The sequence below is a fragment of the Mycobacterium sp. genome, assembly GCF_052143115.1.
GTDB lineage: Bacteria > Actinomycetota > Actinomycetes > Mycobacteriales > Mycobacteriaceae > Mycobacterium.
The window spans coordinates 1-14,993 of the sequence record NZ_JBKQTQ010000251.1 but is presented as its reverse complement, the minus strand read 5'-3'; the positions used below and the strand labels follow the sequence as shown (position 1 = coordinate 14,993).

Genomic DNA, 14,993 nt, shown 5'->3' with positions numbered 1-14,993 from the left:
TCGACCCCAGCCCACAAGTCCAAGACCTGCTCGACTACCTCGACGACCGAGCCGACCCCATCTTCTGGGGCTAACCGAGCGGCTAATCTAGCCCAATCGATGCACTGACCGGCTGAGCTCAAGGTCTTTTTCAAGACAACGCGGGCGGCCCTCTGGATGCCCGCTCTCATGGCATAGCCTCGGCCCAAGCGATATGGCCTTCGAAGCCAAGCGTTTTCGCCATGTCGCGGTAGCTATCCCGTAACTGCGCATAAGCCGCGTCATCGCCCTGAGCCCGCGTCAGCAGAGCCCGCAGCCGCAGCAGCCAAATGTCGCGCAAAGCTAAATCCTCCTCGGCTGGCGCGGCGGCTAACCGCTCGATCGCGGCCTCGGCTTCGGTCACATCACTGTCGGCCCCACGATCGAGCAGTGTCTTCACCAGAACACCCATCGCTGCAGGGCCCCACACCGGCATTCGTCCCTCGCGGAATAGATGGTCGACAGCGGCGCGCATGAGCGGTATGGCATCATCGCGGTCTCCACGGCGAGCCCTCTCACGTGCCAATAACACGTTGACGATCGGTAAATCGCACAGGAAGTGTCCCTGGCGCGGGAATTCGTCGCTGGCCTCGGCCAGCAGCTTCTGTCCACTGGAACGCTCCGCATCCGTGTGGCGGTGCACCAGCGCAAGGCCCAGCGTCGCCCGGGCGACGACCAACGTCATATCATCAGCGGATCGTTCGGCAATCCGTCGGGCATCCTCGATCTCGCCCATCGCGCGATCGTCGGGCCTCAGCGCGCCAAGCGATATCCCCGGGTTGTACACCCAGGTGACGGCCGTGGCGTAGGACATGGGGTCGGCGCTGCGGGCCATGGCCAGGCCGTGGCGCAGGTCGTCTCGCCATCCCGGACGAGCCAGGTAATACCGGGCCAGAGCCCGCGTCGTGAAGGCGAGCGCTAACGGAGACCCGATAACGAAGTTGCCTTTAGATGGATCACCGTCGGCCAGGTCGATGACCCTTTGTGACCACCGCAGCACGTCAGGCCACCCACCACACTCGATCTTGGCGTAGATCGCCGGGAAGGACAGCCCCACCGTCAAGGTCGGATCACCGAGGGACTCGGCGAGGTCCCAGGCTTCAGAGGCCAGCTGCGACGCCTCGCGCACCCGGTCCTGAAACGCGTGATCGATCACTAGCCCAGCCATGCCGATCGCCAGCGACGCCTTATCCCCGGCGGCGGTGCACAACTGCCGCAGTTCATCAAACCGGTCCCCGGCAACGGTTCCGTGGACTCGCCAGGCGCTACCGCACAACATGGTGCGCGGGGCGATGCGCATGGCTGTCCGGTTGGCGTCATCGGCGGGTAGCGCGTCGGCGATCGCTCGGGCGCGCTCCCAACTCAGTTGCGCCCCGGCGATGTCGCGGTTGGTCGCCCACGTTGCGGCCCGCATGTGCCAGCCTAGGCGGCGTGCAGGTCACCGGCGGCCTCCAGATGCTCGGCAATCAAGGCAGCATTTTCACCGGCCGCTGCCGGGTCACGTGATTCGATGGCGGCCGCGACGCGCCGGTGTAGCTCGGCGCGATCAGATTTGAGCTGGGATTCGTAGGCCACCGCGCGGATCAGCGGATGGTGGAACACATACTCGGGTTGTCCGGTGAACCTGATCTGATCGACGAGCTGGACCGCCACCAGGTCCTCAAGGGCAGGATCGATCCCCAGCGTTTCCAGCAAGTTGAGGCTGAACCTTGAGCCGATGACCGCTGCCGCGCTCAGCGTGCGCTTGGCTTTCGGGTCGAGGCGGTCGATGCGCGCCGCGATGGTCGCCTGCAGCGTGACCGGCACGCTCACCTCGCTAACCTCTGCCGCCGACATGTATGCGCCCGGCTCGCCACGCAGTACGCCTCGCTCGGCCAGGTCGCGCACCATCTCCTCGGCGAAAAACGGATTACCGGCGGCCCTCTCGGCGATCCTCTGGCCCAGCACACCAGCCGAGGGGTCGTGGCCGAGGAGCTGCGAGACCAGTGCAGCGGTTTCTGAATCGCTCAGGGGCGCAAGGGCAACGGTGTGGGCAGCTGTCACTCGGGTCAACGCGCCCCGATATTCGGGGCGGTAGGTGACCAGCACCAGCGAGGGCGTCTGCGGGATCACCGTGAGGAACCCGGCCAGCAGCGACTCGCTGACCTCATCTATCCAGCGCGCGTCCTCGATCACAAAGACCGCCGGTTCGGTGCGGGCCAGCGACATGGCATTGACCAGCGCCGTCAACCGCCGCCGCCGCGCATCCGGATCGATCTTGGGCGGCTTCGCCTGCGGATTAGCGATGCCCAGCAGATCATCGAAGAGCACCAAATCCTCCGGCTCGGCATCGGGCACCCGAGCTCGTACCTGCCTGCGCGCGGCCGAGGCGTCCAGATCACCCACCCTAAAGGCCGCACGCAGCAGCCGCGCCACCACATAGAAGGAGACGTCGCTGGTGTGCGATTCGCAGAAGGTCGTGAACACGTCGACACCCCGGGCTGCTGCCATCGCGGCAACCTCGCGCACCAGACGGCTCTTGCCAATGCCCGGCGAGCCCACCACGCCGACCACCGCGCCGTGTCCGTCGGTTGCGCGGTCCAACAAGCCCTCGACAGCGGCCATCTCCCAGCGCCGACCGACCAGAGTCGACTCAGCACGCCCGGCGGCCCGATGCCCGTCGCCCATGCCCAACAGCCGCTCGGCCGTCACAGGCTCGTCGGCACCTTTGACGCGGAGCATCTCTGGCTCGCCGAGAGTCGCAGCGCCCTCGACAAGCCGCGCCGTAGATGCACTCACCATCACTCCACCGGGTGGAGCGACCGACTCCATCCGTTGCGCCATACCCACCTGCTCACCAACGGCGGTGTAACCCAAAGCACCTGAACCGATCTCACCGGCGATCACCTCACCGGAGTTAAGTCCCACCCGCAACTGCAGATCCACACCGTCGCGCTCTCGGACGTCGACGGCAAGCCGCTTCGCCTCCTCCTGAACGCCCAAGGCAGCCAGACAGGCACGAACGGCGTGGTCCTCCAACGCCATAGGTGCGCCGAAGACCGCCATGATCCCGTCGCCGGTGAACTTGTCCACCGTGCCCCCGTACCGCTGCACAACTGCCGCGCAACGGTCGGCGAGGTCGGCCATGATCTCGCGCAACCGCTCCGCTCCAACCACCGCCGCGAGATCCATCGAGCGGACCACGTCGGCGAACAAGACGGTGACCTGCTTGTACTCCGCGCGGGTATCTACTTCGTCGACTGGTGAGCCACACCCATGACAAAACCGGGCGTTCTCTAAAGGCTCAGTGCCACACGTCCGGCACGCCGCTACGGTCGTCATCCGACCCTCCGCCGCTTACCGCCCCAGCGTTTCCAGGGTCCTTAAAGGATAGGCGGTTGGTCGCCCATTAGAGCTGATCAGGACAGGATGTGAGCCACGAGATCCGCCACGATTTGGCACCGGCTATCGGCGACGTCGAGTATGCCGACTCGGCGAGGGACTCACGCAGTGACTCTCCCCATCTTGCCGTCGCAAACATCAGTCTCTTCACGATGTTGAAAGCAACAATGCACGGAGGTGTGCAGCGGCGCGCCACCAACAACTATCCGACGGGACATTGATCTGGACGCTGCCCTCCGGCCGCAAATATGTCTGCCCGAGAACCCGGACAAGGGCGCTATCTATTCCCCGATCCCAAACTTCTTCGCTTCTTCCTCGACTTTGTCGACGGTGCCTTCGTACTTGCGGTCTACGACGTCGCCCGCCTTATCGATCGCCGTGTCCACCTTGTCGGCATTCTTCGACAGTAGATCCTTCACTTTGTCGCGCAGTCCCATCAGATCCACCCTTCGTCGGTTCCCAGGACATTGTCGTCCTGTGCAGACTTTCGTCACAAGCGGCGGCCGTTACCAGGCCACGTCGGGCGCATCGGTGCATAATCCGAACATTCCCGTCCCGCAGACCTACATCACGGCAGTGCGCTGCTGTTCCCGACGCTGTGCGCCACCCACCGGCCAGCTACCTCTAGCCGATCCGGCCCGCGCCGACCGATCCGGAGACCCCCGCCGTGATGATGCCGATCCGCACACACGCCCGCGCCCAAAACCGCGCCCACTACATTGCCGCCGAACGCGGCCACAGCCGGTAGCCGTGGTCGGCTCCGGCTGCCATCCGGGAAGCACCCCGACCGTCGACAGGGAACCCGTCCCCGGAGTGGAAGGCTCAGGCCTGTTTGCTGGGCTGGGCGCACGGACCGGCCAGTCCGCAGCCAGTCCGCAGTAGAGTTGGCGGCAACTTTTCGTAACCGTCAGAGCCAACCGTCTGACCTGCAGGTTCGTAGCACTGCCAACACAACTTGGCGGTGCAAACACCATGGGCCCAGTTCGCCGTCAACCCATTCAAACCCTGGTCAGATGACAATTGACGGCACGTTCGGCTTAGCCGACGCTGCCGGGTTCACTTGCGGGCCACTCATATGTTTTTCATAGCTAGTACCCAGCGCACCCTATTCGTTGCCCACGCATCATTTCAGCATGAGTGAAACACCTGAAACCCCAACCAGGCCGACCACGGTCGTCACTACGCATCCGACTGAGCCCGCTAAACCGTATTGGCTCTACCGGTTCGCGGCGTGGGTTGTGATCGTCGCCGGCATCCTGTTCATCGTCACGACCATTTTCTTCGCCGGCTTCAAACTCGCCGGGCACCACCACCACGGATGCCATCACTGGCACCAGCACGCCGCCCACGCCATGGGCCCAGGTGGCATGCATCACGGCGGCCCGGGCGCTGGTTTCCACGGTGGGCCTGGTGGCCCGGGTGGCGCTGCCAGCTTGGGTCCGTCACAGCCGCCGCAGTCCGTCGCTCCGTCGCTGGCTCCGGCACTCCCGTAGCCCGTAATCCGGTCCCGGTGAAGGATTTCCGGGACAGCACCAGGATGCGAAAGCCGCGGGCCATCACCATTGCCATGAGCCCGGCGTCCCCGCAGCGGGGCGCCGGGCTCCGAGTTTTGCAGGCGACGACGGCGGGGTCACCGCTACTCTCGGCCGCGTCCACTCGCGGCCCATGCTTACCTGAGGCATGATGAAGAAGCATGAGCGAGACAAGTCAGCCGTCGATTCCGCCGTCTCCCGCCACGCCGCCACCCGTCGCACCGCCGCCACCGCATTCTGAGCGGCTTTATCAGGCAGCGGCGTGGGTGGCAATCATTGCCGGAGTCGTGCTCATCGCCGTGGTCATTCTGCGTTTCGCCTGGTTCTTGTGCTGCTAGGACGGTAGCCACCCGGCCGGATCTGCGCTCTCGGCGGCAACGCGTCCGGTCGGGCTGATGATTCATCCGCGACTCCATGCGCGGGGTGTTTGATGGTCGGCGCGCTCGTGGGCATTATCGAGGGATGACCCAAGCACCCGAACCCCAGATCCCGCCGCCGCCCATCGGCCCGCCTCCGCCTCCGCCGGCGTACGTAGCAAAACCGTCTCGGCTCTACCAGGCTGCGGCCTGGGTGGTGATCGTCGCCGGCATTGTTTTCGTGGTGGCGGTCATCTTCTTCTCCGGTGCCACATTCGCTTGGCATCATCAGCGTCATCACCACCCCGGGATGTTCGGTCCGGGCGGTCCCGACGAGACGTTCGTCTTCCCCGGTGGGGCATATCCACCCGGCATGGGCCCCGGTTGGCCCGGCGGTCCGCCGATGATGCCAGGGCCCTTCGGCCCGGGTATGGGGCCGGGCGGGCCAGGCGGCCGTGGCGGTGGTCATGGCGGTCCCGGACAGCTACCGCCCGCCGCGCCGTAACGCGGCACATTGAAAGTGTCTGCGACACTGTTAAATTCGCCTGTGGACGCGATTAGCGGTCGCGCCGACGTGAGCCCGAGCTGCCACGACGGCCAACTCCGGCTTCTGTTTGGGTGGCCCAGTTGGCATGATCAAGATCCATGACCATCGAAGTCGCGGCGGTGACGATTGGTGTGGTGGTCGGTGGTGTCGCGGCGGTGTTCGCGGCTCCGCTCGGGGCGGCGAAACCTTCGGATCCGGGCGTGGTCAGCTATGCGGTCTTGGGCAAGGGCTCGGTGGGCAACATCGTCGGCGGGCCGATGCGGGACGAGTCGGTATTCACCCAGCCGTTCCAGTCGTACTTCGTCGACAACCCGGCGTGTAACAACTGGGCCGACATCGGGTTGCCAGAGGTGTACAACGACCCCGACCTGGCGTCCTTCAACGGCGCCAGCTCGCAGACCTCGCCGACCGACCAGACTCACTTCGTCAAACAAGCGGCCGGTGTCTTCGCAACCGGCGTCGCCGCCGGCGCGGCGTTTCATCGCGTCGTCGACCGCACGGTCGGCTGCTCCGGGCAGACCACGCCGATGCATCTGGACAACGGGACCACGCAAGTGTGGTCTTTCGACGGCGGACCGCCAGGCCCGGCCGACGCGGCATGGACCAAACAGGAAGCCGGTAGCGACCGTCGATGTTTCACCCAGACCCGTCTGCGGGAAAACGTGCTCCTGCAAGCAAAGGTCTGTCAGTCCGGCAACGGCGGTCCCGCGGTAAACGTGCTGGCCGGCGCCATGGAGAACGCGCTGGGTCAATAACCGTGGTGGAGTGGCGGCGCGAGCCGCGGCGCCCCTAAACCACGGTCGTCTCCCAACCGCGGGAATATGTCGGTGCCCTCTGGAAGATGGAAGCTTGTGACTATCGTTGGGTAGCCGCGCGCAACCAGCGGTCCGCGACCGACGGTCCGGGCCCGAAGGGATCGGGAAAATGGCGTTTGCCGTCGCGTCGCAGCCGGATCACGCACGCCCCGCAGAAAGCGAGCTGGCCAGTTCGTCGGCCGCCGCGCAGTACATCAGCGACAGATGCTTGTCCGACGGGCCGCTGGGGCGGGTCGGCCTGGAGGTCGAGGCGCATTGCTATGACCCGGCCGACCCGTATCGCCGACCGACCTGGGATGAAATCACCGACATCCTGAAATCACTGCCGGCAATGCCGGGCGGCAGCGTGGTCACCGTCGAACCCGGTGGCGCCGTGGAATTGTCCGGGCCGCCTGTCAACGGCGTGGTGCCGGCGATCGAGGCCATGACCACCGACCAGGCCATCCTGCGAGCAGCTTTCGCCCGCGCCGGCCTGTGGCTGGTATTGCTGGGCGCGGATCCGCTACGGCCGGCCAAGCGCATCAATCCGGGCGCGCGCTACCGCGCGATGGAACAGTTCTTCAAGGCCAGTCACACCGGTGTGGCGGGCGCGGCGATGATGACGTCGACGGCGTCGGTGCAGGTCAATCTCGACGCCGGCCCTGCAACCGGATGGACGGACCGGGTCCGGCTGGCACACGCCCTGGGGCCCACCTTGGTCGCGATCGCTGCGAATTCGCCGCTGCTGGGCGGCAGCTTCTCCGGCTGGCGATCCACCCGACAGCGGGTGTGGAGTCAGCTCGATTCGGCGCGCTGCGGACCCATTCTGACCGCCAGCGGCGAGGACCCGGCGACCGACTGGGCCCGCTATGCCCTGAAGGCGCCGGTGATGCTGGTGCACAGTCCTCCAGACGGCACTGCGGTGCCGGTGATGCACTACCTGCCCTTCGCCGACTGGGCCGATGGCCGCGAGCTGCTCGGCGGTCGCCGGCCGACCTCCTACGACCTGGAATATCACCTGACCACGCTGTTCCCGCCGGTGCGTCCACGGCAGTGGCTGGAAATCCGCTACCTGGACAGCGTCCCCGACGCCGTCTGGCCGGCGGTGGTGTTCACGCTGGTCACCCTGCTCGACGACCCGGTTGCCGCCGATATCGCGGCGGAAGCGGTCGAACCCGTCGCGACCGCCTGGGACATCGCGGCCCGGGTCGGGCTGAGCGACCCACGGCTCTACGCCGCAGCCAACCGGGTCGTGGCCGCCGCCGCCGACCTCGTGCCGCCCGCACTCGACGAGGCGATGCAGGGGCTGGTCGCGGCTGTTGAACGGGGCCGCTGTCCCGCCGACGAGTTTTCCGACCAGGTCATCGGCAACGGCATCGAGGCCACGGTCAGCAAGCTGGCGCTAGGGGAGACGTGACTCCGACCGAAGCACTGGCCCGCGATCTGAGCCGAGCGCGGGAACGGACCCTGCGGCTGGTCGATTTCGACGACGCCGAACTCCGCCGTCAGTACGACCCGCTGATGAGCCCGTTGGTGTGGGACTTGGCGCACATCGGCCAGCAGGAAGAGCTGTGGCTGCTGCGCGGTGGTGACCCGGACCGGCCGGGGATGCTGCCCCGCGCCGTCGAAAACCTCTACGACGCCTTCGTGCACTCCCGGGTCAGTCGCGTCGATCTGCCGCTGCTGTCGCCGGACCAGGCGCGGGCGTACTGCCGGACCGTGCGATCGGCCGCGCTGGATGCTCTCGATGCGCTGCCCGACGAGCCCGACCGCACATTCGTCTTCGGGATGGTGGTCAGCCACGAGAATCAGCACGACGAAACGATGCTGCAGGCACTGAATCTGCGTGGCGGTCCGCCGCTGCTGCCGGACACGGCGACGCTGCCGCCGGGCCGGCCAGGGCTCGCCGGGACGTCGGTGTTGGTACCCGGCGGTCCGTTCGTCCTGGGCGTCGACGCGGCCACTGAGCCGTTCTCGCTGGATAATGAACGCCCGGCTCACGTCGTCGATGTCCCGGCGTTTCGCATCGGCCGGGTTCCGGTCACCAACGGCGAGTGGGCGCAGTTCGTCGACGACGGTGGCTACGCGCAGCCGCGGTGGTGGTCGGCACGCGGCTGGGAGCACCGCCAAAACGCCGGCTTGACCGCGCCGCAGTTCTGGGATGCCGACGGGCAGACCCGTAGCCGGTTCGGTCGGGTCGAGAACATCCCCGCCGACGAGCCGGTCCAGCACGTCAGCTACTTCGAGGCCGAGGCCTACGCCGCGTGGGCCGGTGCCCGGCTGCCCACCGAAACCGAGTGGGAGAAGGCCTGCGCGTGGGATCCGGAAATCAATGCCCGGCGTCGTTATCCGTGGGGAACCGAGGAGCCGTCGGCTACCCGTGTCAACCTCGGCGGTGAGGCGCTGCGCCCGGCACCGGTCGGTGCCTACCCGGCTGGCGCGTCGGCCTACGGCGTCGAGCAGATGCTCGGCGACGTCTGGGAATGGACCAGCTCAACGTTGCAACCATGGCCTGGCTTCACCCCGATGATCTACCAGCGTTACTCCGAGCCGTTCTTCGGCGGGGACTACCGGGTGCTGCGCGGCGGGGCATGGGCTGTGGAGTCGGCCATCCTGCGGCCCAGCTTCCGTAACTGGGATCATCCGTATCGGCGGCAGGTCTTCAGCGGTGTCCGGTTGGCGTGGTCCGTCGGTGACGATCAAGCCGGGGGCCGCGCCTGATGTGCCGCCACCTCGGCTGGCTGGGACACGACGTCTCGGTCTCCTCGTTGGTGCTCGACCCACCGCATGGTCTCCGGGTGCAGTCTTACGCCCCGCGCCGGCAGAAGCACGGCCTGTTGAACGCCGACGGTTGGGGAGTCGGGTTTTTCGATGGCGCGACTCCGCGGCGCTGGCGCAGCGTCGCACCGTTGTGGGGAGACGCCTCATTCGGCTCCGTCGCGCCGGCGCTGCGCAGCCACTGCGTGGTGGCGGCGGTACGCTCGGCGACAGTCGGCATGCCGATCGAAGCCAGTGCGACCGCACCGTTCACCGATGGTCAGTGGCTGCTGTCGCACAACGGAATTGTCGACCGCAGTGTCCTGCCCGCGAGTTTGCCAGCCGAATCAGTTTGCGACAGCGCACTTCTCGCTGCACTGATCTTCGACCGCGGCATCGATGCGTTGGGAGAGACGATCGTCAAGGTCGGCGGCGACGACCCCAACGCGCGGCTGAACATTCTGGCGGCCAACGGTTCCCGGCTGCTCGCCACAACCTGGGGAGACACCCTGTCAATTCTGCGCCGCGACGACGGCCTGGTGTTGGCCAGCGAGCCGTATGACGATCAGCCCGGCTGGGAGGACGTGCCGGACCGCCACCTCGTCGAGGTCACCGCCGAGGGCGTCACATTGACCGCACTGGAACATACGAAGGGACATTGATGACGCTATCGCTGTGCAACCACCTGGCCGCGGACTCGGCGTATCAGGCCCTGCGCCGCGACGTGCTCGGCGGTCTCGCCGCTTCTCCGAAATCTTTGCCGCCGAAGTGGTTTTACGACTCGGTAGGCAGCGAGCTGTTTGACCAGATCACCCGGCTGCCTGAGTACTACCCGACACGTGCCGAGGCGGAGATCCTGCGTGCCCGGTCTGCGGAAATCGCGTCGGTCACCGGCGCGGACACCCTGGTCGAACTGGGCAGCGGCACGTCGGAAAAGACCCGCACCCTGCTGCAGGCGCTGGACGACGGCGGCACACTGCGCCGGTTCGTGCCGTTTGACGTCGACGCGAGCATGCTGTCAGCAGCCGCGACAGCCATCCAGCGTGAATATCCCGATATCGAAATCGCGGCTGTCTGCGGCGATTTCGAAGAGCACCTGTCGGAAATTCCGGACGGCGGGCGTCGGCTGTTCGTGTTCTTGGGCTCGACGGTCGGTAACCTCACCGCTGACCCGCGTGCGGAATTTCTGGCGGCGCTGGCGGCGGTGCTGCGTCCGGGCGACAGCCTGCTGCTGGGCACGGACCTGGTCAAGGACACCGGTCGACTCGTCGCGGCCTATGACGACGCCGCCGGCGTCACAGCACAGTTCAATCGCAATGTACTGGCCGTCATCAACCGGGAACTCGACGCCGACTTCGACGTCGACGCCTACCGGCACGTGGCCCGCTGGAACGCCGACGACGAGCGGATGGAGATGTGGCTGCGCGCCGAGAGCGCGCAGCGGGTGCGCATCGCTGCACTGGACCTGACCGTCGAGTTCGCTGCCGGTGAAGAGATCCTCACCGAAGTGTCCTGCAAGTTCCGCGCGGACGCGGTGGCCGACGAACTGGCCCGGGCCGGGCTGCGGCCCACCCGGTGGTGGATCGACGACGCCGGCGACTTCGGGCTGTCGCTGGCGGTCAAGTGAGCCAAGGCCTTTCCGACGCGTGGCGGGCGGCCCGGCCGCCGGTAGCGGGACTACATCTGGACAGCGCGGCCTGCTCACGGCAGAGCTACGCGATACTCGACGCGGCCGCGCGGCACGCGCGGCGTGAGGCCGAAGTCGGTGGATATGTCGCGGCTGAGGCCGCCAAACCTGTTCTCGACGCCGGACGCACCGCGGTCGCCACGCTCGCTGGCATGCCCGACGCAGAGGTGGTGTTCACCACCGGGTCGCTGCACGCGCTGGACCTGCTACTGGCCAGTTGGCCACCCGGCCGTCGCACGCTGGCGTGCCTGCCCGGCGAATACGGACCCAACCTGACCGTCATGGCCGCGCACGGCTTCGCCCGCCGCCCGCTACCGACCGACGGCGAGGGCCGGGTCGCGGTCGACAAAGCAGCCGCCGGCCTGGCCATCGACCCGCCCGACCTGGTCCACCTGACCGCGGTGGCCAGTCATCGCGGCGTGGTGCAACCGTTGCGCCAGATGGCCCAGCTGTGCGGTGAATTAGGTCTGCCGCTTGTCGTCGATGCCGCCCAAGCACTCGGCCAGGTGGGCTGTGCGGCGGGCGCCGACGTGACCTACGCGTCGTCGCGTAAATGGATCGCCGGACCGCGCGGCGTCGGCGTCCTCGCGGTGCGCCCGAAGCTGATGCAGCGGCTTCGGCCGCGGCTGCCACCGCCGGAGTGGGTATCGTCGCTGTCGGTGGCTCAACGACTTGAACTCGGCGAGGCTAATATCGCTGCCCGCGTGGGCTTTTCGCTTGCACTGGTCGAGCACGTAGCGTTCGGATCGGCTGCGGTGCATGCACGTCTGGCCGAGGTGGGCCGCATCAGCCGGACTGCGCTCGCTGACGTGCGCGGCTGGCGGGTGGTCGAATCCGTCGACGAGCAAAGCGCTATCACGACGCTGGCCCCCGTCGACGGGGCCCACCCGGAGAAGGTCCGGGCGTGGCTGATCGCCGAACGTCGCATCCTGACCACGTCGGCGTCGGTGGAGCGGGCGCCGATGGAGTTGACGGCGCCGGTACTGCGGATCTCGCCGCACGTGGACACCACCACCGACGATCTGTCGACATTCGCCGCGGCGCTGAACGACGCTACTGCGGCCGTGTAGCGCTGCGGTCCGCTATGCGGACCGCAGTACCTCATTGCCAGTGACTCTGGGAGGGGAGTTAAGGACCTGCTCACTGGCGAAGTCGACCCCATCGAACGCGAATGGGGGCTACGCCCTTGATCGTCATCCTGGCCCTGGGGGGCTGGGTGTACAGGGGCGCGTGGTTGCGCGCGGCGCTGGGGCGCGACGTGATCGCACGCAGATAGCACGCGACCCCGGCGCTGGGCTTCTCCCGGCCCGCAGGTCAAGCTCAGAGGCTATTTCTGCAGTCAGCCAGCATCCTGCGTGCATTCTTCGTACATTTTTGCTGCCGCTGGTCAGGCCGGTTCAGGGTACCGAGGCATGTTGCTGCCCACCCTGATTCTGGCGCGCCGAGCACGCACCACCCGCCACGCGCGCCGCTCAGGTCCCCGCGTCGGTAACAATGCGTCGATTGTGAGCAGGCGCTTTGTCCACCGGCAGTAATCTCACCGCATGGCCATCGAAAGAGACCACCGAAAGTTTGCGCAGTGCGAACTGGCAACGCATGGGTATTTGACGGCTGTCAGAGAACCTCAGCAGGTGCCAAAACCTGGTGTGACCGCAATACTGCTGGCAACGTTGTCTTCGGGGAAAACGTTGTCTTGGGGGAAGAGGGTGTCAGCGATCGCGTTGTTCTCGGCCACCGCATTCGGCCTGGCCATCTTATCCTCCTATCTACCCCGCACGGGTACATCGTCTCTCGGGATGGCGGTGGCGGCGGCTGACCCGTGTGGTGATCGCTGCGGAGGCGGCGGCAACGGGCAAGGCTCCTACGGTCCGGATACCTCCGGTTTTCAGCCGCCGGGCATGCCCAATCAGTTGCCGGATTATCAAAGCGGCGCCAACTCCGGAGACCCGGCCCCAGACCAAGCTGTCAGCCAGGTCACCCAACAAGCCGGACAGCAAGGCGCCACCCAGACCGCCAGCCAAGGACTACCGAAGCCACCACCACCGGATTCATGGTCGGGGCAAATCACCAACACCCCCGACCCCACAAGGCCGAACGCCGACAATGCGTTGACCATGGCGCAGCTGGTGCAACGCGTTTACGATCCGGCCCATCCTCTGCCCGCAGGCTGGTCGCAGCTCAGTTCGGCGCAGGTGGAGCAGCTCACCGGGATCAACCCGGACAACGTGGCCTCCGGTGTGCACGTCGGCGTGCTCACCGACGGCGCTGGGCACTATGTGGGTTCGTTCGCCGGGGCCGAAAACCAGTTCGATCAAGCTGCGGTGGTTGTTGAGGAAGTCGGCGGCAACCCACCCCAATACCAGATGGCTGTCCAGGTCATGAGCAGCCTGCTCAACAACTTCGGCGCCGGAAACGTCGCCGCCACCGGACATTCCATGGGCGGTGGAGAAGCCGCCGCCGGGGCTCTCAACAACGGCACCACCGCCATCACCTTCGAAGCCCAAGGGCTATCGCCCGGCTACCTGCAAAGTCTCGGAATGGACCCCCAAGCAACCTTCGCTCAAGCCGCCGACGGACAAGTCCAGCACTACTTCATCGAAGGCGAATTTGCCACCGCCCTACAACGCGAAATACCAGTAGTCAACGGCCTACCCAACGCCCCCGGCCTCAACTACGCGCTCCCCTTTGTCACCACCGACCCCGTTACCGGAGCCACCAGCATTTCCCCAGTCGGCCCGCTTGACCAAGCCCATAACATCGCCGCGGTCATAGATTCGTTAGCACAATCAGGGGTGGAACCTCAGTTGGTGTTCACGCAGCCCATCCCGGGCGAAAAAGCCGCCGAAGACGTTGTTAATACTGTCGCTCCAATTGTCGTCCTACCCATCGCCGAAGCCATTCTCGGCGACCTGACACCACCACCACCAACACCACCACCCCCACCACCACCAGCACCAGCACCAGCACCAGCACCAGCAGCACCAGCACTATAAAGAATAAATAAAGAGGAAATCGAAAGAATAAAGAGGAAATTGCATAATGAGGCACGTCAAGACAATCGGTGCCACCGCCATAACCGCCGCGGGACTAATTGCGGCCCCTGCCGCTAACGCCGAGGTACACACCGTCACCTACACCCTGTGGGTGGATAGCCCGGCCCCGAACGGCTTCAGTGTCAGCTACGTAACTAATGAACCGGTCGATCAACAAAGTCCTTCCCGTGGCGGCGATTCCAATTTGTTTTTGTCGCCCGGTGAGATCTGGACGCGTGAGACCACTATGGACGACCCGACTCAGTGGGCCTACATGGTGGCGGTTTACAAGAACGCGCCAGCCAATCCGGTCGGTACACACTGTGAAATTAGAGTCGATGGAGTTGTGGAAGCCACCGGCGTAAGCGTCTGCTCGATTCGGCAGCTGCATGCCGGAACCGGTCCGCCCGGGACTATGTGAGAGCGGATTTATGGCGGAGCGGGCCGGGCATCGGCGGCTTGCGCGTCAGGGCCGGTTCTGGTTTGCCGGCGTCGGTTCGCGGCCGCATCAGCTATAGGCGTGGACACGGTGCTCTCCTTGGTCAGCCTTGGCCTGGGGCGACGGCGTGCGGTTTTCAGGGCCATATGGCAATGGCCGAGGCGATGACTTGACGGTGTTTTACGCACTGGCGTCGCTCGCATGCCGGCGGGATCGGTGTCGGTCATCGGTGGCATAACGATGATCCGCGCCAGGACCGGCCGCTCCAGGCCGGCTCAATACGCACGGACCGGAAAGTCTATTAACTAATTCTCAGGTTTAGGGGCTCTTCGTAATTCAGCGTTTCGGCGCCTCGTCGAGGCGCACCGTGGGCGGGCGAAGATGAGCTGCTGGTTGCGGTTGCGATCGGTACTGGCGGGGATCGATACTGGCCGAGTTCGTTGTGGTTGA

The 14,993-nt window shown here is 66.0% G+C and carries 11 protein-coding genes and 2 pseudogenes; 10 read left to right on the top strand and 3 right to left on the bottom strand.

The features are described from left to right. Positions 1-166: 166 nt before the first annotated feature. Together ACLQI9_RS24830 and ACLQI9_RS24825 are read right to left on the bottom strand one after the other, a co-directional pair. Positions 167-3,339 (bottom strand): annotated as a pseudogene (locus tag ACLQI9_RS24830) (ATP-binding protein). A gap of 341 nt (positions 3,340-3,680) precedes the next feature. Further along, on the bottom strand, positions 3,681-3,836 hold the full coding sequence (locus ACLQI9_RS24825; protein ID WP_442379761.1) for an antitoxin: 156 nt from the start codon (positions 3,834-3,836) through the stop codon (positions 3,681-3,683). Positions 3,837-4,532: 696 nt separating this feature from the next. Here ACLQI9_RS24825 and ACLQI9_RS24820 point away from each other — a divergent pair. From ACLQI9_RS24820 to egtE, 9 genes are all read left to right on the top strand, one after another. Next, positions 4,533-4,892 (top strand): hypothetical protein, encoded by a 360-nt coding sequence (locus ACLQI9_RS24820; RefSeq protein WP_442392331.1) that lies wholly within the window; start codon positions 4,533-4,535, stop codon positions 4,890-4,892. Between the two features lie 200 nt (positions 4,893-5,092). Then, positions 5,093-5,269, top strand: a complete 177-nt coding sequence (locus ACLQI9_RS24815; RefSeq protein WP_442379757.1) for a hypothetical protein — start codon at positions 5,093-5,095, stop codon at positions 5,267-5,269. 124 nt (positions 5,270-5,393) lie between these two features. Then, a complete protein-coding gene (locus ACLQI9_RS24810; RefSeq protein ID WP_442379755.1) occupies positions 5,394-5,792 on the top strand; it encodes a hypothetical protein in 399 nt (132 codons plus the stop codon). Positions 5,793-5,932: 140 nt separating this feature from the next. After that, positions 5,933-6,589, top strand: coding sequence for a sensor domain-containing protein (locus ACLQI9_RS24805; protein WP_442379753.1), 657 nt, complete (start codon positions 5,933-5,935; stop codon positions 6,587-6,589). Positions 6,590-6,758: 169 nt separating this feature from the next. Then, positions 6,759-8,045 carry an ergothioneine biosynthesis glutamate--cysteine ligase EgtA gene (gene egtA / locus ACLQI9_RS24800; protein WP_442392330.1) on the top strand — a complete coding sequence of 429 codons (1,287 nt, stop codon included), beginning with the start codon at positions 6,759-6,761 and terminating at the stop codon, positions 8,043-8,045. Further along, on the top strand, positions 8,042-9,349 hold the full coding sequence (gene egtB, locus ACLQI9_RS24795) for an ergothioneine biosynthesis protein EgtB (RefSeq protein WP_442379749.1): 1,308 nt from the start codon (positions 8,042-8,044) through the stop codon (positions 9,347-9,349). The genes egtA and egtB overlap by 4 nt, the downstream gene beginning before the upstream one ends. Further along, complete coding sequence (gene egtC / locus ACLQI9_RS24790) at positions 9,349-10,047, top strand: ergothioneine biosynthesis protein EgtC (RefSeq protein ID WP_442379747.1); 699 nt, start codon at positions 9,349-9,351, stop codon at positions 10,045-10,047. The genes egtB and egtC overlap by 1 nt, the downstream gene beginning before the upstream one ends. Beyond that, positions 10,047-11,012, top strand: coding sequence for an L-histidine N(alpha)-methyltransferase (egtD, locus tag ACLQI9_RS24785; protein WP_442379746.1), 966 nt, complete (start codon positions 10,047-10,049; stop codon positions 11,010-11,012). The genes egtC and egtD overlap by 1 nt, the downstream gene beginning before the upstream one ends. Beyond that, complete coding sequence (gene egtE / locus ACLQI9_RS24780; protein ID WP_442392329.1) at positions 11,009-12,142, top strand: ergothioneine biosynthesis PLP-dependent enzyme EgtE; 1,134 nt, start codon at positions 11,009-11,011, stop codon at positions 12,140-12,142. Before egtD ends, egtE begins: the two co-directional genes overlap by 4 nt. A gap of 554 nt (positions 12,143-12,696) precedes the next feature. Here egtE and ACLQI9_RS24775 read toward each other — a convergent pair. After that, complete coding sequence (locus ACLQI9_RS24775; protein ID WP_442379776.1) at positions 12,697-12,825, bottom strand: hypothetical protein; 129 nt, start codon at positions 12,823-12,825, stop codon at positions 12,697-12,699. Here ACLQI9_RS24775 and ACLQI9_RS24770 point away from each other — a divergent pair. Further along, positions 12,770-14,065: pseudogene (locus ACLQI9_RS24770) on the top strand (hypothetical protein); the annotation flags it as partial. The gene ACLQI9_RS24775 and the pseudogene ACLQI9_RS24770 overlap by 56 nt on opposite strands. Positions 14,066-14,993 lie beyond the last annotated feature (928 nt).

Excerpts from the sequence above, each read along its gene's own strand:
- ACLQI9_RS24825 (WP_442379761.1), bottom strand. The coding sequence starts at position 3,836 with ATGGGACTGCGCGACAAAGTGAAGGATCTACTGTCGAAGAATGCCGAC.
- egtA (WP_442392330.1), top strand. The coding sequence starts at position 6,759 with ATGGCGTTTGCCGTCGCGTCGCAGCCGGATCACGCACGCCCCGCAGAA.
- egtC (WP_442379747.1), top strand. The coding sequence starts at position 9,349 with ATGTGCCGCCACCTCGGCTGGCTGGGACACGACGTCTCGGTCTCCTCG.
- ACLQI9_RS24815 (WP_442379757.1), top strand. The coding sequence starts at position 5,093 with ATGAGCGAGACAAGTCAGCCGTCGATTCCGCCGTCTCCCGCCACGCCG.
- ACLQI9_RS24805 (WP_442379753.1), top strand. The coding sequence starts at position 5,933 with ATGACCATCGAAGTCGCGGCGGTGACGATTGGTGTGGTGGTCGGTGGT.
- egtD (WP_442379746.1), top strand. The coding sequence starts at position 10,047 with ATGACGCTATCGCTGTGCAACCACCTGGCCGCGGACTCGGCGTATCAG.
- ACLQI9_RS24775 (WP_442379776.1), bottom strand. The coding sequence starts at position 12,825 with ATGGCCAGGCCGAATGCGGTGGCCGAGAACAACGCGATCGCTGACACC.
- ACLQI9_RS24810 (WP_442379755.1), top strand. The coding sequence starts at position 5,394 with ATGACCCAAGCACCCGAACCCCAGATCCCGCCGCCGCCCATCGGCCCG.
- ACLQI9_RS24820 (WP_442392331.1), top strand. The coding sequence starts at position 4,533 with ATGAGTGAAACACCTGAAACCCCAACCAGGCCGACCACGGTCGTCACT.